14 protein-coding genes and 2 pseudogenes are annotated in these 17,192 nt (G+C 74.3%); 6 read left to right on the top strand and 10 right to left on the bottom strand.

The genetic code is table 11. From position 1 onward, the window contains the following. Positions 1 to 200: 200 nt before the first annotated feature. A complete protein-coding gene (locus DLJ47_RS33070; protein ID WP_109906006.1) occupies positions 201 to 959 on the bottom strand; it encodes a DUF2470 domain-containing protein in 759 nt (252 codons plus the stop codon). A gap of 72 nt (positions 960 to 1,031) precedes the next feature. Here DLJ47_RS33070 and rpsD point away from each other — a divergent pair. Continuing rightward, positions 1,032 to 1,640 (top strand): annotated as a pseudogene (gene rpsD, locus DLJ47_RS33065) (30S ribosomal protein S4); the annotation flags it as partial. A gap of 91 nt (positions 1,641 to 1,731) precedes the next feature. On the opposite strand, the gene DLJ47_RS33060 reads toward rpsD, so the two are convergent. Both DLJ47_RS33060 and DLJ47_RS33055 read right to left on the bottom strand, forming a co-directional pair. Further along, entirely contained in the window at positions 1,732 to 3,513 is a 1,782-nt protein-coding gene (locus DLJ47_RS33060; protein ID WP_109906002.1) for an ABC transporter ATP-binding protein, read from the bottom strand. A gap of 67 nt (positions 3,514 to 3,580) precedes the next feature. Continuing rightward, complete coding sequence (locus tag DLJ47_RS33055; RefSeq protein WP_109906000.1) at positions 3,581 to 5,464, bottom strand: ABC transporter ATP-binding protein; 1,884 nt, start codon at positions 5,462 to 5,464, stop codon at positions 3,581 to 3,583. A gap of 182 nt (positions 5,465 to 5,646) precedes the next feature. Here DLJ47_RS33055 and DLJ47_RS33050 point away from each other — a divergent pair, with 182 nt between their 5' ends. The 3 genes from DLJ47_RS33050 to DLJ47_RS33040 all read left to right on the top strand — a co-directional run bounded on the left by DLJ47_RS33050 (position 5,647) and on the right by DLJ47_RS33040 (position 9,306). Further along, positions 5,647 to 6,276, top strand: coding sequence for a TIGR03085 family metal-binding protein (locus DLJ47_RS33050; protein ID WP_109905998.1), 630 nt, complete (start codon positions 5,647 to 5,649; stop codon positions 6,274 to 6,276). Positions 6,277 to 6,400: 124 nt separating this feature from the next. After that, the gene (locus DLJ47_RS33045) at positions 6,401 to 7,342 is read left to right on the top strand and encodes a terpene synthase family protein (protein WP_109905996.1); all 942 of its coding nucleotides are present in this window, start codon (positions 6,401 to 6,403) and stop codon (positions 7,340 to 7,342) included. Positions 7,343 to 7,479: 137 nt separating this feature from the next. Beyond that, positions 7,480 to 9,306, top strand: coding sequence for an AMP-dependent synthetase/ligase (locus DLJ47_RS33040; protein ID WP_109905994.1), 1,827 nt, complete (start codon positions 7,480 to 7,482; stop codon positions 9,304 to 9,306). 52 nt (positions 9,307 to 9,358) lie between these two features. Here the strand turns inward: DLJ47_RS33040 and DLJ47_RS33035 are convergent, their stop codons facing one another. Together DLJ47_RS33035 and yczR are read right to left on the bottom strand one after the other, a co-directional pair. After that, the gene (locus DLJ47_RS33035; protein WP_109905992.1) at positions 9,359 to 10,672 is read right to left on the bottom strand and encodes a low temperature requirement protein A; all 1,314 of its coding nucleotides are present in this window, start codon (positions 10,670 to 10,672) and stop codon (positions 9,359 to 9,361) included. 107 nt (positions 10,673 to 10,779) lie between these two features. Further along, positions 10,780 to 12,234, bottom strand: a complete 1,455-nt coding sequence (gene yczR / locus DLJ47_RS33030) for a MocR-like transcription factor YczR (protein ID WP_109905990.1) — start codon at positions 12,232 to 12,234, stop codon at positions 10,780 to 10,782. 59 nt (positions 12,235 to 12,293) lie between these two features. Here yczR and yczE point away from each other — a divergent pair, with 59 nt between their 5' ends. Continuing rightward, the gene (yczE, locus tag DLJ47_RS33025) at positions 12,294 to 12,944 is read left to right on the top strand and encodes a membrane protein YczE (RefSeq protein WP_109905988.1); all 651 of its coding nucleotides are present in this window, start codon (positions 12,294 to 12,296) and stop codon (positions 12,942 to 12,944) included. Between the two features lie 82 nt (positions 12,945 to 13,026). Beyond that, positions 13,027 to 13,488: a hypothetical protein gene (locus tag DLJ47_RS33020; RefSeq protein ID WP_109905986.1), complete on the top strand. Its 462-nt coding sequence runs from the start codon at positions 13,027 to 13,029 to the stop codon at positions 13,486 to 13,488. Between the two features lie 36 nt (positions 13,489 to 13,524). Here DLJ47_RS33020 and hisF read toward each other — a convergent pair whose 3' ends face one another. The 5 genes and pseudogenes from hisF to DLJ47_RS32995 all read right to left on the bottom strand — a co-directional run. Continuing rightward, positions 13,525 to 14,292: an imidazole glycerol phosphate synthase subunit HisF gene (gene hisF, locus DLJ47_RS33015; RefSeq protein WP_109905984.1), complete on the bottom strand. Its 768-nt coding sequence runs from the start codon at positions 14,290 to 14,292 to the stop codon at positions 13,525 to 13,527. Positions 14,293 to 14,365: 73 nt separating this feature from the next. After that, positions 14,366 to 15,367: an NADP-dependent oxidoreductase gene (locus DLJ47_RS33010; protein WP_109905982.1), complete on the bottom strand. Its 1,002-nt coding sequence runs from the start codon at positions 15,365 to 15,367 to the stop codon at positions 14,366 to 14,368. Further along, positions 15,364 to 15,789, bottom strand: coding sequence for an organic hydroperoxide resistance protein (locus DLJ47_RS33005; protein WP_109905980.1), 426 nt, complete (start codon positions 15,787 to 15,789; stop codon positions 15,364 to 15,366). The genes DLJ47_RS33010 and DLJ47_RS33005 overlap by 4 nt, the downstream gene beginning before the upstream one ends. Before the next feature lie 6 nt (positions 15,790 to 15,795). Further along, positions 15,796 to 16,242, bottom strand: a complete 447-nt coding sequence (locus tag DLJ47_RS33000) for a MarR family winged helix-turn-helix transcriptional regulator (protein ID WP_088992789.1) — start codon at positions 16,240 to 16,242, stop codon at positions 15,796 to 15,798. Positions 16,243 to 16,290: 48 nt separating this feature from the next. Continuing rightward, a pseudogene (locus DLJ47_RS32995) lies at positions 16,291 to 17,192 on the bottom strand (hypothetical protein); the annotation flags it as partial.

The raw sequence follows: 17,192 nt of genomic DNA, 5'->3' as shown, positions 1-17,192 counted from the left end.
TCCACGCGCGGCTGCCGCCGCCCCAGCAACCACACCCGGGCCTTGGCCCCGCCCGCCGAGGCCCGCCAGCGGGGACGCGCCGCCCTTCGGGTGCATCTGTCGTCACCCCCGGAACCACAACCGCACCCGAACCGGTGGGGCCGCTGACCGGTGGGGCCGCCGAAGGCAGCGGGACGCGGAGGGCCGGGCTGGGCGGCGGGTCAGGCGGTCTCGGCGTGGCCGGTCGCGGCGGCCCCGCACAGCATCGGGTGCAGCAGGCGAGCCAGTTCGGCGTGGTCGGCGACCGGGTGCGGGAAGGTCAGCCGGGCCCGCCGCCGCGCGCCGGGCCGGCCGTACGACACCATCAGGCCGTACCGGTCGATGCGCACCACCCGGGGCACGCCGTGGCCGCCGCCGTCGGCCAGACCGAGCTGCCGGCGCAGGTAGCCGGTCACCTCGGCGGCGTGGTGCTCGGCGAGGTCGGTCAGCAGCTCGCCCTCGACCGGGTGCAGCGGATCCGGCTCCGCCTCGGCGTACACCTCGGGGTCGATCCGGCGCACGGAGCCGGCGCGGTCCCAGCGGGCCTCGACCACCTCGAAGCGGTACAGCCGGAACCGGGTGCCGACGTCGAGCAGGTCACCGGTCGGGTCCATGGCGGCGAAGTCGAGGGCGGCCTGCCGGGCCTCGTCGCCGTCGAGCCGGGTCGCCCAGCCGGAGACCCAGGCCCGGCCGAGCGACGGCGCCCCGGCCGACGGGGGCAGGTCGAGCACGTCGAGCACCGCCGGGACGTCGGTGTCGCCGCCGGCCGGGCGCAGCGCGGCGGCGAGGTCGCTGACCACCGGCACCAGGAGCAGCACCCGCCCCTCCTGGTCGGTGACGTGCCGGACGTGGTGCGGGCCGGGCCGGTGGGCGACGTGGACGAGGCCGGGCAGTCGGCCCGCGACGAGGGTTCGGACGATCTCCGCCGGGCTGGGCCGCATGGCACGACCTCCTTAGTAGGTTAGGCTTACCTAAGTGCAGGCTAGAGCACCGGAACGGAGACGTCCAGCGCGAACCACCCCAGGCCCAAGGCCCGGCTCTCCCGCGCCCTCGGCATCCCCCTCACCCGCAAGTGCGTGAAGTACTTCGAGCGGCGACCCTTCCCGCCGGGCGTGCACGGCCGACAGCGCCGCAAGACCTCGGACTACCAGGTGCGGCTGTTGGAGAAGCAGCGGCTGCGCCACCAGTACAACGTCAGCGAGGCCCAGCTGCGCCGGGCCTTCGACGAGGCGCACCGCGGCACCGGCAAGACCGGCGAGAGCCTGATCGCGCTGCTGGAGCGGCGGCTCGACGCGGTGGTGCACCGGGCCGGGCTGGCCCGCAGCATCTACCAGGCCCGGCAGCTGGTCAGCCACGGGCACTTCACGGTCGACGGCCGCAAGGTCGACCGCCCCTCCTACCGGCTGCGCCCCGGCCAGGTGGTGGCCGTCCGCGAGCGCAGCCGCCAGGTGCCGCCCTTCCAGCTCGCCGCCACCGGCGCCAACGCCGGCGACGGCCCCGGCCGCCCGTACCTGTCGGTGGCCCTGACCGACCTGCGCGCCACCCTGCTCCGCGAGCCGGCCCGGCACGAGGTGCCGGTGGTCTGCGACGAGCAGCTCGTCGTGGAGTTCTACTCCCGCTGACCGGGCCCGCCGCGATCTTGCAGTTGGTGCCCCTGATCCGCGTTGTTCGCGGCTCGTGCCGGGGCGGAAACTGCAAGATCGCGGGGAGGGGTCAGCGGGTCTGCTCCAGCCAGGAGGCGTAGAGCAGGCCGTAGACCGACTCGGGATCGCGGACCAACTCCTCGTGCGGGCCACGCTGCACGATCCGCCCCCGGTCCACCACGATCACCTCGTCGGCGGACTGCGCGGTGGAGAGCCGGTGCGCGATGGCGAGGGTGGTCCGGCCGCGGGTCACCGCGTCCAGGGTGCGTTGCAGCCGCACCTCGGTGGCCGGGTCGACAGCGCTGGTCGCCTCGTCCAGCACCAGCAGGTCCGGGTCCGCCACGTACGCCCGGGCCAGCGCGACCAGCTGCCGCTCCCCCACGCTCAGCGCCTCGCCGCGCTCGCCGACCGGGGTCCGCAGCCCGGACGGCAGCCCGTCGAGCCAGTCGGCCAACCCCAGCTCGGTGAAGGCCGCGGCCAGCTCGGCGTCGGTCAGCTCCGGCCGGGCGAACCGGACATTGTCCGCCACCGTGGCGTCGAACAGGAACCCGTCCTGCGGGACCATCACCACCCGCGAGCGCAGCGAGTCGAACCGGACCTGGTCCAGCGGCACGCCGGAGAGCAGCACCGCGCCGGCGGTCGGGTCCATCAGCCGGGTGAGCAGCTTGGCGAAGGTGGTCTTGCCGCTGCCGGTCTCGCCGACCACCGCCACCCGGCTCTTCGCCGGGATCTCCACGTCGATGTCGTGCAGCACCGGCGGGCCGCCCGGATAGGCGAAGCGGACACCGGCGAAGCGGATGTCCAGCGGGCCCGGCGGCAACTCCCGGCCCTGCTCCCCCGGGTCGGCCACGTCCGGCGCCACGTCCAGCACGTCCAGCACCCGGCGCCAGCCGGCGATGGCGTTCTGCGCCTCGTTGAGCACCTCGGTGGCGATCTGCACCGGCTGGATGAAGAGCGTCACCAGGAACAGGAACGCGGTCACCTCGCCGATGCTCAGCGTGCGGTCGGCGCCGAGGGTCACCCCGAGCACCACCACGCCGGCCAGCGCCAGCCCCGCGGCCAGCTCGCCGACCGAACTGCCCATGATGCTGATCCGGATCGCCCGCTGCTGCGCCCGGCGCTGGCTGTCGATCGCCTCGTCCAGCCGGCGCGCGGTCCGCCCGGCGATCCCGTACGCCCGGATCACCGGCGCCCCGACCACGCTCTCCCCGATCGCGCCGAGCAGCGCGCCGGTGCGCTGGCGGACCACCCCGTACGCGGTGCCGAGGCGGCGCTGGAGCACCCGGATCACGAACACCGCCGGCAGGAAGGCGGCGAGGACCACCAGGGTCAGCTGCCAGGAGTACGCGAGCATCACCACCGTGGTGACCACCAGCTGACCCAGGTTGATCACCAGGATCACGCCGCCCCACTGGAGGAACTGGGTGATCTGGTCGACGTCGCTGGTCACCCGGGAGACCAGCGAGCCGCGCCGCTCGGACTGCTGGTGCAGCATGGACAGGTCGTGCACGTGCCGGAACGCCCGGATCCGCACGTTGGCCAGCGCCGTCTCGCTGACCGTGAACAGCCGGCGCATCATCAGGTAGCCGCAGAGCGTGGTCACCACCAGCACCGCGGCGGTGATGGCGACCACCGTCCAGACCACGCCGAGGTCGAGGCCGCCGACGATGCCCCGGTCGATGCCCTGCTGCACGGCCACCGGCACGGCGGCCCGCCCCACCATGTAGACCAGGGCCAGGGCCAGCGTGCCGGCCAGGCCGACCCGCAGCTCCGGGGAGAGCGCCAGCCCGCGGCGCAGCGTCCGCCACGTCGTCTCCGGTGCCTCGGCCTCCTCGGCCCGCGGCTCCCGCACCGTCGTACTCACCGGGCCCGCCTCTCGTTCGCGACTGCGGGGCTCCGCTCCGCTGCACTCCTCGCGCTCACCGGTCCACCTCGATTTCCAGGCCCGAGGCCAGCGGCGGCGTGACCTCGTCGTACGGCCGTTCCTGCGCGCGGTCGACCTCCGCCTGCTCGTAGGCGGTGACCAGATCGGCGTAGCCGGGCACGGTGGCGAGCAGCTCGGTGTGGGTGCCCCGGGCCACCACCCGCCCCTGCTCCAGGTAGATCACCTCGTCGGCCAGCGCGATGGTGGCCCGCCGGTAGGCGACCACCAGGATCGACGCGGCCGGCGCCGAGGCGTCCGCCGCCGACGAGCGCAGCCCGGCCAGGATGGCGGCCTCCACCCGGGGGTCGACCGCGCTGGTCGCGTCGTCGAGCACCAGCAGGCGGGGCCGGCCGGCCAGCGCGCGGGCCAGGGTGAGCCGCTGCCGCTGCCCGCCGGAGAGCGAGGTGCCGCGCTCGCCGACCCGGGTGTCCAGCCCCTCGGGCAGCGCCGCGACGAACCCGTCCGCCTCGGCCAGCCGCAGCGCCGCCCAGACGTCGTCGTCGCCGATGCCCGGCCGGTCCAGGGTGATGTTGGCCCGGACGGTGTCGTCGAAGATGAACGGCACCTGGGCCACCAGCGCGGCGGTGCCGGCCAGCGAGGCGGCGGTCAGCCGGCGGACGTCCACCCCGTCCAGGGCGACCGTGCCGGAGCGCGGGTCGACCAGCCGAACGGCCAGCGACGCGATCGTCGACTTGCCGGCGCCGGTCGGCCCGACCAGGGCGACGGTCTTCCCGGCCGGCACGGTGAAGGTGACCTCGCCGAGCACCTCGGTGCCGGGCAGGTGCGCCTCGGCCGGCTCGTAGCCGAAGCAGACGTCGGTGAAGGTGAGCGTGGCCGGCCGGGGATCGGCCGGGTCGAGCGCGGTGTCCCCGTACGGCATCTCGCCGGTGGCGTCGAGCACCCGGCGCACCCGGTCCCAGCCGGCGACGCTGCGCGGCAGCTCGGCCAGCACCCAGCCGATGGCCCGCACCGGGAACGCCAGCACGGTGAACAGGAAGGCCACGCTGACCAGCTCGGCGACGCTGATCGCGCCCTGGCGCAGCCGGAACGTGCCGACCACCAGCACGGCGAGCGTGCCGAGGCTGGGCAGGGTCTCCAGCATCGGGTCGAAGACGCCGCGCAACCGACCCACCGAGACCAGCGCGTCGCGCAGCTCGCCGGCCCGGTCGGCGAACCGGCGGGTCTCCTGCGCCTCCCGGCCCATCGTCTTGACCACCAGGGCGCCGTCGAAGCTCTCGTGGGCGATGCCGCTGACCTCGGCCCGCAGCCGCTGCGCCCGCGCCTGCCGCGGCGCCATCCGGCGGGAGTAGACCACGTTGAGCGTGAACAGCGCCGGGAAGACGGCCAGCCCGACCAGGGCCAACGCCCAGTCAGTGGCGAAGAGCGAGGCCACCGCGCCGACCAGCATCACCAGCGTGCCGACCGCGAACGGCAGCGGCGCGATCGGGTACCAGGCGGCCTCCACGTCGGAGTTCGCGTTGGACAGCAGGGTGCCGGTGGCGTTGCGGTGGTGCCAGGCCAGCGGCAGCTCCAGGTAGCGCCGGGTGACCCGGCGACGGTACGCGGCCTGGAGGCGGTACTGCATGTAGCCGGCGCCGAGCCGGCGGCCGACGATGCCGGCCACCCGCAGCACGCTGATCCCGAACAGCGCCGTGGCGGCGAGCGCGAGCGTGCCGACCCCCACCGAGCCGCGGGCGATCGCCGGCACCACCACGTCGCCGACCACCGTGCCGACGACGTACGCGCTGGCGATCACCATGCTGCCGAACAGCACGCTGCCGGCCACCGCCACCGCGAAGATGCGCGGCTGCTCCCGGATCGCCCGACCGAGGACGGCCAGCCCCCGACCGAGCACGTCCCGACTTGTCCTGCTCGCCACGCTCTCCCCCGCCGTAAGCCGCAATTATCTCCCTCATCCTTACCGGTCGGGGCGAGCTCCGCCGACCCGTACCGGTATGGCCGGCGTCACGCGCGCCGCGCCCCGCGGTCGTCGCCGCCGCCCGCGCGCCGCCACCCCGCTGGCACGGCGCGGCCCGCCCGGGTTCCACCTAGGATCGATCCATGTCTCGGTACGCCCGATCGGAGCGCGAGGCGCTCGCCGACCTGATGTTGACGCTGGGACCGGACGCACCGACGGTCAACACCGGGTGGACCACCCGCGACCTGGCCGCGCACCTGGTGGTGCGGGAGCGCCGGCCGGACGCCGCCGGCGGCATCGTGCTCGCGCCGCTGCGCGGGTACGCCGAACGGGTCCGTCGCCGGATCGCCGCCCGGCCCTGGACGCAGCTGGTCGGTCAGGTGCGCCGCCCACCGGTCTGGAGCCCGGTGAGCAACCCGGTGACCGACGAGCTGGCCAACACCCTGGAGTTCTTCATCCACCACGAGGACGTCCGCCGGGCGGGTGAGCGGTGGCAGCCGCGTGACCTGCCGGTCGGCCTCTCCGCGGCGCTGTGGCGGCGGTGCGCGCCGCTGGCCCGGCTGGCGCTGCGCCGGTTCCCGGCCGACCTCTTCGTCCAGGCCCCCGGGCACGGCGAGGTGAGTGTGGGCCGCGGCGGCGAGCCGGTGCGGATGGTGGGCGCGCCGGGCGAGCTGGCGCTGTTCCTCTCCGGCCGGCAGCGGGTCGCCCGGGTGCAGATCGACGGGGCGTCGGAGCTGGCCGAGCGGCTGCGCGGTGCCCACCTGGCCATGTGACCGAGTGTGCACAATCGGTCACGCAGAGACATGGAACCCCGGCCACCCGAACGATGGGCGCCGATCCCTGCTCCCGTAGGCTGTGCCGCGTCGTCCCGTGGGGGACGGCGCGACAGGGGGCGGCATGCGGACCTTCGCGGTCTCGGCGCTGCGGGAACCCCCCTTTCCCGCCGGGCGCCATGACAGCACGGACCAGGTGGCTCGGCAGAGCATCGAGTGGGCACGCGGTCTCGGGCTGATCGATAGCGGGCAGCGACTGCGCCGGGCCGATGTCGCCGGGTTGGCCGGGCGGGCCTGCCCGAACGGTCCGGTCGAGCGGCTGCGCCTGCTCTCCGACCTGGTCGCCTGGCTGTTCGTGGTGGACGACGCCTGCGACGAGGACGGCCTGGGCGAGGCGCCGACCCGGCTCGCGCCCACGGTGGCCGCGCTGCTCGACGTGCTGGACCGGCACGGCGACCCGGCCGCGCCGGTGCCGACCGCCGCCGGCCCGCTCGGCGACGCGCTGGACGACCTGTGCCGGCGGATCCGGGCGGCCGGACCGCCGGCGATGCTGCTGCGCTTCGCCGCCCAGGTGCGCGACTACCTGCTGGCGCTGCTCTGGGAGGCGGCGAACCGGGAGCGGGAGCGGGTCCCACGGTTGGCCGAGTACGTGCAGATGCGCCGGCACACCGGCGCGGTCGGCCCCAGCCTCACCCTCACCGAACTGGCCCTCGGCGGGCACCCGGCGGCGGCCCGGCGGGCCGAGCCGGCGCTGGTCGCGCTGGACCTGCTCGCCATGGACCTGATCTGCTGGTGCAACGACGTCTTCTCGTACGGCAAGGAGCAGCGGTCGGCGCCGGACGGGCACAACCTGGTCACCGTGATCGCCCGGGAGACCGGCGGTGACGAGGAGACCGCGCTGCGGGCCGCCGCCGACCGGTTCAACGACGCGCTCGCCGCCTACCTGGCCGCGGAGGCGGCGCTGCTGCCCGAGGCCGACGCCGAGCTGCGCCCGGCGCTGGTCGCACGGCGTAACTGGATCCGGGCCACCTACGACTGGTCACTGGTGGCCGCCCGGTACGCCTGAATCCGCGTCCCACCAGGCGGGATAGGGCCGACCGACGGTCGGGGGGCTAGCCGACGCCACGAGGCAGGCAATACTCTTCGGTAACGAACACCGACGTGACGACCGTCACGCCTCCACCCCCGAAGGCGGCTACAGCGATGGCTCTCGATGTACCGTACCGTTCCATCCCGGAAATGTTCCTCAAGCGCGTCGCGGCAACCCCCGACCGTGACGCCTTCGCCCATCCGTCCCCGGACGACTCCGGCCCGGTCTGGCTGACCTGGGCGCAGGTGGCCGCCCGCGCCAAGGCCATCGCGGCCGGCCTGCACGACCTCGGCGTCGGCCAGGAGCACCCGGTGGCGATCCTGGCCAACACCCGGATCGAGTGGGTGCTCGCCGACCTGGGCATCATGTGCGCCGGTGGCGCCACCACCACCGTCTACCCGACCACCGAACCCGAGGACGCGACGTACATCATCGCCGACTCCGGTTCCCGGGTGCTGTTCGCCGAGAACCCGGCCCAGGCCGCGAAGATCGCCGGGGCGCAGCTGCCGGCCCTGACCCACGTGGTGCTCTTCGACGGCGAGCCGGACCAGGCCGCCGCGGTGCCCCAGCTCACCCTGGCCCAGCTCGAGGAGCGGGGCGCGGCCCGGCTCGCCGCCGAGCCGGAGCTGATCGAGAACATCGTCGCCGGGCTCGGCCCCGACCACCTGGCCACGCTCATCTACACCTCCGGCACCACCGGCCGGCCCAAGGGCGTGGAGCTGCTGCACGGTGGCTGGTGCTGGGAGGGCGTCGCGCAGGCCGAGCTCGGGCTGCTGCGCGACGACGACCTGCAGTACCTCTGGCTGCCGTTGTCCCACTCGTTCGGCAAGACGCTGCTCTGCGGCGCCATCCACGTGGGTCTGCCGACGTACGTCGACGGCCGGGTGGACAAGCTGGTCGACCTGCTGGCCGTGGTCAAGCCGACGCTGATGTGCGGCGCGCCGCGGGTCTTCGAGAAGGTCTACAACCGGGCGGTCACCACGGCGCAGGACGCCGGTGGCGCGAAGGCGAAGATCTTCGCCTGGGGCGTCCGGGTGGGCAAGGAGAAGGTCGCCCTCGAGCAGGCCGGCAAGCCGGTGCCCGGCGGGTTGAAGCTGCGCTACGCGATCGCCGAGAAGCTGGTGTTCAGCAAGCTCCAGGCCCGGCTCGGCGGCCGCATCCGGGTGCTCGTCTCCGGCGCCGCGCCGCTCAGCCCGGACATCGCCACCTTCTTCGCCGCGGCGAACCTGCCGATCTCCGAGGGCTACGGCCTGACCGAGACCAGCGCCGGCAACTTCGTCAACCCGCCGGAGGGCCTGCGCATCGGCACCGTCGGCAAGGCGATGGGCGACCTGGAGTGCCGGATCGACACCGACGGCGAGATCCTGGTCCGTGGCCGGCCGGTGATGCGCGGCTACCACAACCTGCCCGAGGAGACGGCCGCCGCGTTCACCGAGGACGGCTTCTTCCGCACCGGTGACATCGGCACGTTGGACGCCGACGGCTACCTGAAGATCACCGACCGGAAGAAGGACCTGGTCAAGACGTCCGGCGGCAAGTACATCGCGCCGTCGCACATCGAGGGCATGTTCAAGGCCACCTGCCCGTACACCTCGCAGGCGGTGGTGATCGGCCAGGCGCGCAACTACTGCACGATGCTGGTCACCCTCGACCCGGACGCGATCAAGGGCTGGGCCGCCGGCACCCCGCTGGAGGGCCGCAGCTACGCCGAGATCGTCGCCTCGCCGGAGGCGCAGGCCATGGTCGAGGAGTACGTCGCCCAGCTCAACAGCAAGCTGAACCGGTGGGAGACGATCAAGAAGGTCACCATCCTGCCGCGCGACCTGACCATCGAGGACGGCGAGATCACCCCGTCGTTGAAGATCAAGCGCCGGGGCGTGGAGACCAACTTCGCCACCGAGATCGAGAAGATGTACGCCGGCACGCTCGCCGAGATCTGAGCGAGCGGCGGTCCCGCGCCCGACTCCCCCGGCCGGGCGCGGGACCGCCGGTTCACAGGTGGTGCCCCCGCCACCTGGTCTGCTCCGCCTCGGCGGCGAGCTGCTCCTCCAGCGCCACCTGGCGGACCCGCCGCCGACGCGGCGCGTCGACCACCGTCTGCACCCCCACCACCGCCACCGTGGCGACGGCCAGCAGGGCCAGTGCGACCAGCTCGGGCAGCTGTCCGGCCACCGGCACCAGCAGGAGCAGCAGCAACACCCCGCCGACCGTCGGCCAGCGCGCCGCGCCGAGCATCCGGCCGCCGAGCACGATCATCGCGAGCAGGTAGACCGAGACCCCGCCGTAGAGCGCCAGCAGGTCGAGGCCGGGCAGCCTGACCCCCCAGGCCGGGGTTCCGGGATCGGCCCCTTCGTAGATCAGCCCCTTGAGCCCGAGCGCGAAGAGGATGACCCCCGCGACGACGGGCAGGTGCAGGTAGGTGTAGACGTCCCGGGCCAGCACGGCGCGGGCGAGCCGGTCCCGGGTGCGGTGCAACGCCTGCTCCATGGCGAACGCGAGGGTGTCGAAGTACGCCCACCACAACGCCGCGACCACCGCGATGCCGAGCACCGCCCCGATGAGCACCGGCCAGGTCAGCGGCAGGTTGATGGTGCCGCTGGGCCCGAGCCCGAGCGCGATGATGGTCTCGCCCAGGGCCACCAGGATGATCTGGGCGTGCCGCTCCGCCCAGTGCCCGGCGGAGAGGATCGTCCACCCGGTACCGCGCAGGGCCAGCCCGGCGCCGTACTCCACGCCGATGGCGGCGATCCAGCAGGCCAGCCGGGCCAGCCCCTCGGCCGTCCCGTCGAAGAGCCGCTGCGGCAGCAGCGCGGCGGTAACGATGAACGCCGTGGCCAGGACCACCGGCAGGGCCATCAGCAGCCACCGCTGGCGCAGGTCGCGGTTGCGGCGACCGACCCACAGGAAGATCGACGCCTGGCTGGCCCGGACCAGGAAGTAGCAGGTGGCGAAGACCAGCGGGCCGGACAGCCCGCCCGGCCGGTCGACGAACGCCTTCGGCAGGGAGAGCGCCAGTACGAAGGCGGCGGCCATGGTGACGAAGCCGACCAGCGGCACCACCCCCTGGTCGGTGCGGATCACGTTGCCCAGCGCCGCGAAGCCGGTCCAACACCACCAGAGCAGGGCGAGCACCACCAGCGCCTGGATCACGCCCCGGACGGTCGGGTTGCCGGCCGCGGCGGTGGTGACGTTCAGGAAGGCGAAGACGAAGACCAGGTCGTAGAAGAGTTCGAGCCGGGTCGCGCGGGAGCCCGGTGCGCTCCGCTGGACCCCGCTCGCCCGCCGGCCCCCGTCCGCGCGCGCCACCAGGGCAGTCTGGCAGCCCGTACCGCACCGAAGGTCGCTTCCCGGCCAGGCCGGACGAACCTCCACCCTTCGGGGTGGCCACCGTCCGGCGTCCCACCCCCGCTCGCTCAGGCGATGACGGCGGGCTCCCGCCACCGGGGCCGACCGCCGCGGTCCAGGTCGTAACGGACCGCGGCGATCCGGCCGACCGCCTCGACCAGGTCGGCGGCGGGCAGCGTGAACGGCAGCCGCAGGAAGCGCTCCAGCGTCCCGTCCAGCCCGAACCGGGGCCCGGGGGCCAGCCGTACGCCGACCTCCTCGGCTGCCCGGGCGAGGGCGCTGGAGATCGGCCCGTCCAGCTCGGCCCAGAGGGTGACACCGCCGCGCGGCACGGTCACCCGCCAGTCGGGCAGCCGCTGGGCGAGGGCGCCGAGCAGGGCGTCCCGCTGGGTGGTGAGCTGGGCCCGGCGGGCCGCGACGATGGCCGGCGCGTCGGCCAGCAGGTGCACCGCGACCAGTTGGTCCAGCACCGGGCTGGCCATGTCCACCCCGACCCGGGTCGCGGCCAGCCGCTGCACCTGCGGCGCTGACGCGCGCACCCAGCCGATCCGCAGACCGCCCCAGAACGGCTTGCTCAGCCCGCCGATGGTGACCACCCGCGAGTGCCGGTCGAACACGGCGGCCGGCGGCGGCACGACCGTGCCGTCCAGCGGCAGGTCCACGAACGACTCGTCGATGACCAGGTCGGTGCCGACCGCGTGCGCGGTGGCGACCAGCCGCTCGCGCAGGTCGGCGGGCATCAGGTGGCCGGTGGGGTTCTGGAAGTCCGGGATCAGGTAGGCCAGCTTCGGGCGGGCCTGCCGCAGGCTGCCGAGCAGCAGGTCGGCGTCCCAGCCGGTGTCGGCGGCCAGGCCGTGGGTGGTGATCCGGGCCCGCCGCGCGGCCAGCGCCGCCAGCGCGTTCGGGTAGCTCGGCGACTCCACCAGCACCCCGGCGCCGGGCGCCAGCGCCAGCCGGAGCACCAGGTCCAGGGCGTGCTGCGTGCCGTTGGTGACCATGATCTGGTCGGCCGAGGTGGGCAGCCCCCGCTCGGTGTACGCGTGCGCCACCGCCTCGCGCAGCTCGACGATGCCGGTCGGGTGGTAGCCGGCGCCACCCAGGTAGCGGGGCAGGTCCTCGGCGGCCGCCCGGGCGGCCGGCACCAGCTCGGGCGGGGCGGCCAGCGCCGCCACGCCCAGGTCGATCATGTCGTGGTCGTCCTGCGGGGTCCACAGTCCTGTGCTGGCCACCCGGTGGGTGCCGGGCAGCATGGTCCAGCTGCCGGCGCCCCGCCGGCTGGCCAGGTGGCCGCTCTCGCGCAGTTCCCGGTAGGCGGCGCTGACCGTGGTGCGGCTGATCCGCAGCGCCTGGGCCAGTTCCCGCTCGGCGGGCAGGCGGACGCCGAGCGGGAGCCGGCCGTCGGCCAGCAGGCCGCGTACCGCGCCCGCCAGGGCGGCGTAGTCGGGGCTGCGCCGGCGACCCGGGAGGGCGTGCCACTGGCCGAGCAGCCGGGCCAATTGGACCCCTCGCACCTGGCTTGTCATGCCACTCCTCGGATATTGGCTCTCTCCGTCACGCCGGATTGGCCCCTAGGGTGGCATGCATGGCAGCGATTGGCAATCTCCGGTACCGCCCCGTCCGGCGGCTGACCCAGCTCTACGCGGGCCTCGTCCTGTACGGCGTCAGCATGGCCCTCATGATCCGGTCGGGGCTGGGCCTGAACCCCTGGGACGTCTTCCACCAGGGGCTCGCCCGCGGCACCGGGTTGTCCTTCGGCACCGTGACCATCGCGGTCGGCGCGCTGGTCCTGCTGCTCTGGATTCCGCTGCGGCAGCGCCCCGGCCTCGGCACGGTGAGCAACGTGGTGGTCATCGGGCTGGTGGTGGACGCCACCCTGGCGGTGCTGCCGGCCGGCGGGCCGCTCGCCGTCCGGATCGGTCTGCTGGTCGCCGGCATCGTGGGCAACGGCGCCGCCACCGGCCTCTACATCGGCGCCCGGCTCGGCCCCGGCCCCCGCGACGGGCTGATGACCGGCCTGGTCGCCCGCCGGCCCGGTTGGTCGATCCGGGTGGTCCGCACCGGCATCGAGGTGACCGTGCTGGCGGTGGGCTGGCTGCTCGGCGGCACCGTCGGCGTCGGCACGGTGGCGTACGCGCTGGCCATCGGGCCGCTGACCCAGCTGTTCCTGCCCCGGTTCACCGTCGCCGAGCCGGTGCCGGCCCCGGGGCGGGCCGCGCCGGTCCCCGCCGGCTGACCGCGTACCCGGGTCGTCGCGCAGGGTGCGGGCAGTGGGCCGGGTGTTCCCTTTTGGCCGCGGTGCCCGGCAGAATCTGCGCATGGGGGAGAGCGGATGGCGCTGGAGCGACGCCTGGATCTTCGTCTCGTTGGTGATCGCCAGCGGCGCCGGCCGGCACCGTCGGTCGCCGTCCAGCCGCCGGCCGGAAGGGGTCCGGTTGGCCGACGTGCTCTCCACCGCCGACCACCTCAACCAGGCGATCCCCGAGCGGCACGAGGTCGAGGAGGCGGTCCGCCGGCTGGTCGGCGCCGGCCTGGTCGACGTCGCGGACGGCTGGTTCCGGATCACCCCCGACGGTGAGCGGCTGTGGCGTACCCGGCCGAGCGCCGGGCTGGCCACCACCGTGGACACCGTGCAGGGGGTGCTGAGCCGCCGGCAGCCGCCCGTCCGCGCGGACTGGCAGCTCGACGAGGCCGACCACGCCGCCGCGGTGCAGGAGTACCTGGTGCGGTCGATCCCGGCGCCGCGCCGCTCCCCGGAGAACCGCGCCCACCGGGACTGACGCCCCGGCCGGGCGCCGGGTTCGAGGGGTGACGGCTCAGCGGACGGGGTGCCCCGCCCCGCGCAGCGCGTCCTTGACCTGCGCCACGGTCAGCTCGCCGAAGTGGAAGACGCTCGCCGCGAGCACCGCGTCCGCGCCCGCGTCGACCGCCGGCGGGAAGTGTGCCACCTGGCCGGCGCCGCCGCTGGCCACCACCGGCACGTCCACCACCCGGCGTACCCGCGCGATCAGGTCCAGGTCGAACCCGGCCTTGGTGCCGTCGGCGTCCATCGAGTTGAGCAGGAGCTCGCCGGCGCCCAGCTCGGCGCCCCGGCGGGCCCACTCGATCGCGTCCAGCCCGGTGCCCCGCCGGCCGCCGTGGGTGGTGACCTCGAAGCCGCTGGGCGTGGCGCCGGCCGGTGCCCGCCGCACGTCCAGGGAGAGCACCAGCACCTGCCGGCCGAACCGGTCGGCGATCTCGGCGATCAGCTCCGGACGGGCGATCGCCGCGGTGTTCACCCCGACCTTGTCGGCGCCGGCCCGCAGCAGCGTGTCGACGTCGGCGACCTGGCGGATCCCGCCGCCGACGGTCAGCGGGATGAACACCGACTCGGCGGTGCGCCGGACCACGTCGAGCATGGTGCCGCGGTCGCTGGCGGAGGCGGTGACGTCGAGGAAGGTCAGCTCGTCCGCGCCGGCCCGGTCGTACGCCGCGGCCAGCTCGACCGGGTCACCGGCGTCGCGCAGGTCGAGGAAGTTGACCCCCTTGACCACCCGCCCGGCGTCCACGTCCAGACAGGGGATCACCCGTACCGCCACCGTCATGCCGCGAGCCTATCCGGTGTCGGCGCGGCGGTGGCCGACCCGGACGGGCCGGCCACCGCCGAGGAGGCCCGGGTCACACCCGGACGAGCATCTTGCCGAGGTTCTCGCCGCGCAGCAGGCCGAGGAACGCCTCCGGGGCGTGCTCGATCCCGTCCACGACCGTCTCGTCGTAGCCGATGCTGCCGTCGCGCAGCCAGCCGGACATCTCCCGGACGAACTGCCCGCGCAGCGCGCCGTGGTCGCCGACCAGGAAGCCGCGCAGGGTCAGCCGCTTGCCGATGACCAGCGCCAGGTTGCGCGGCGCGGCCGGCGGCTCGGTGTCGTTGTACTGCGCGATCATGCCGCAGATCGCGGCCCGGCCGTGCAGCCGCAGGGCGGAGATGGCCGCCTCCAGGTGGTCGCCGCCGACGTTGTCGAAGTAGACGTCGATGCCCTCGGGTGCGGCCACCTTCAGCGACTGGCGGACCGGGCCGTCGTGGTAGTCGAACGCGGCGTCGAAGCCGAGCGCCCGCAGCCGCTCCACCTTGGCCGCCGAGCCGGCGCTGCCGATCACCCGGGACGCGCCCTTGAGCTTGGCGATCTGCCCGACCAGGCTGCCCACCGCGCCGGCGGCGGCGGAGACGAAGACGGTCTCCCCCGGCTTCATCCCGGCCACCTCGAGCAGCCCGGCGTACGCGGTCAGCCCGGTCATCCCGAGCACGTGCAGGTAGCTGGTCACCGGCGCCAGGTCGGGGTCGACGATGCGCGCGGAGCCCGCGTCGACCAGCGCGTACTCCCGCCAGCCGAGCCCGTGCAGCACCCAGTCGCCGGGGGCGAAGCCCTCGGCCTCGCTGGCCACCACCTCGCCGACCGCGCCCCCGTCCAGCGGCGCGTCGAGCGGGAAGGGCGGCACGTACGACTTCACGTCGTTCATCCGCCCGCGCATGTACGGGTCGACCGACATGTACCGGTTGCGGACCAGGAGCTGGCCCGGACCGGGCTTCGGCACGTCCGTCTCGACCAGCCGGAAGTTCTCCGCCGTCGGCCAGCCCTGCGGGCGGGACGCCAGGTGGATCTCCCGGTTGCGCGCGCTCACGCGGCGTCCCGCACGGTGAGCGCGACCTCGATGTTGCCCCGGGTGGCGTTGGAGTAGGGGCAGACCTGGTGCGCCTGGGCGACCAACTGCTCGGCGGTGGCCCGGTCCACCGTCGGCAGGTCGACGACCAGCGTCACGGCCAGCCCGAAGCCGCCCGCGCTGTTCGGCCCGATGCCCACCTCGGCCTCGACCACCGAGCCGGTCACGTCCGCCTTGGCGCGGCGGGCGACCAACCGCAGCGCGGAGTGGAAGCAGGCCGCGTAGCCGGCGGCGAAGAGCTGCTCGGGGTTGGCGGCGCCGCCGGCCCCGCCCATCTCTTTCGGCACCGCCAGGTCGAGGTCGAGCGTGCCGTCGGAGGTCTGGACGTGGCCGTCCCGGCCGTCACCGGTGGCCCGGGCGGACGCGGTGTAGAGCACCTGCATGAGGGGTCACTGCTCCTTCTGTCGGTGGATGGTCTCGGTGACCCGGGTGAGGGTGTCGCGGATGGCGACCAGCTCCGCGGCGGTCAGCCCGGTGGCCCGGGCCACCCGCAGCGGCACGTCCGCCATCCGTTCGCGCAAAGCCCGACCCTCGGCGGTCAGGCCCACCTCGACCCGCCGCTCGTCGCGCGCCGACCGGCGCCGGACCACCAGGCCCGCCCCCTCCAGCCGCTTGAGCAGCGGCGAGAGGGTGCCGGAATCCAGCCGCAGGCGCGCGCCGAGCTCGGTGACGCTGGGCGCCTGCTCGTCGTGCTCCCAGAGCACCAGCAGCACCAGGTACTGCGGGTAGGTCAGGCCGAACCGGTCGAGGATCGGGCGGTAGACGTCGGTCAGCGCGCGCGACGCCGCGTAGAGCGCGAAGCACACCTGCCGGCCCAGCACCAGATCGTCGGTCACCGGCAAACAGTAGCGCGCAATTAAGTTGTGCACAATCTATTCGTGAGGTCAGACCACGCAGAGCGGCACGTTCGGGGGCACGGTCTCGGCCCGTTTCAGCACCACGACCTCGTCGCCGAGTTCGCCCCGCTGTCTGATCGGCTTGGTCCGGAACACCTTGAGGAAGAAGTTCACGACGTCGGCGACCACCTTCGGGATCGAGTAGCTGACCCCGTAGCGCATGTGCACGCCCAGCCCCGCGCCCCGGCAGACGATCAGGCCGGCCCCCGAGCCGAGGCTCGCCCCCACCGAGGCGCGCAGGGCGACGTACACCCCGGCGGTGAACCCGAGCGCCCCGATCCCGACGGTGAACTTCACGTCGTACGTGACGAGCAGCCCACTGGCCCCGATGGAGATCCCGGTGATCGAGTTGGTCAGGCTGTTGCGCACCTGGAAGCCGCCCGGCTGGATCGGGCCCCAGTACGGGCGGTGGTAGCCGTAGCCGATCGCGCCGCTCAGCGCGTACTCGCCGGCGGCGTCGAGGCGGCCGTCCTTGGCGCTGAACGCCGTCTTGATCTCCAGGAGCTGGTCGACGGTGGCCGAGAAGGGCACCCCGAGGATGGTCCCGATCGGGATGCTGAACTGCGTCGGCACCACCACCGACCGGGCCAGGTTGCGGGTGTTGCCGACGCTGGTCGCCGCCTTGACCGCCACCCGGAGGCCGGCGCCGCCGGTGACGCTGAACTCCGCCCGGGTCACCGTGCCGCCGGAGATGGCCAGGTCGAAGGTGGCCGTCGGCTTCTTCAGCAGCAGGGTCACCGACCCGGTCATCCGGATCTCGCCGTCGTCGTGCTCGAACCGTGCGGTGACCCCCTCGGAGCAGCACTCCGTGGTCAACTTCAGGGCGCCGGCCTGCGCCGACTGCTGGTTGGCCACCCGCGCGGGCCGGCGCCCTGAAGTTGACCACGGAG

The organism is Micromonospora sp. S4605 (assembly GCF_003176715.1).
Lineage (GTDB): Bacteria > Actinomycetota > Actinomycetes > Mycobacteriales > Micromonosporaceae > Micromonospora > Micromonospora echinaurantiaca.
Note: the sequence above shows the minus strand (reverse complement) of the source record. Positions and strands in the feature narration are given on the sequence as shown.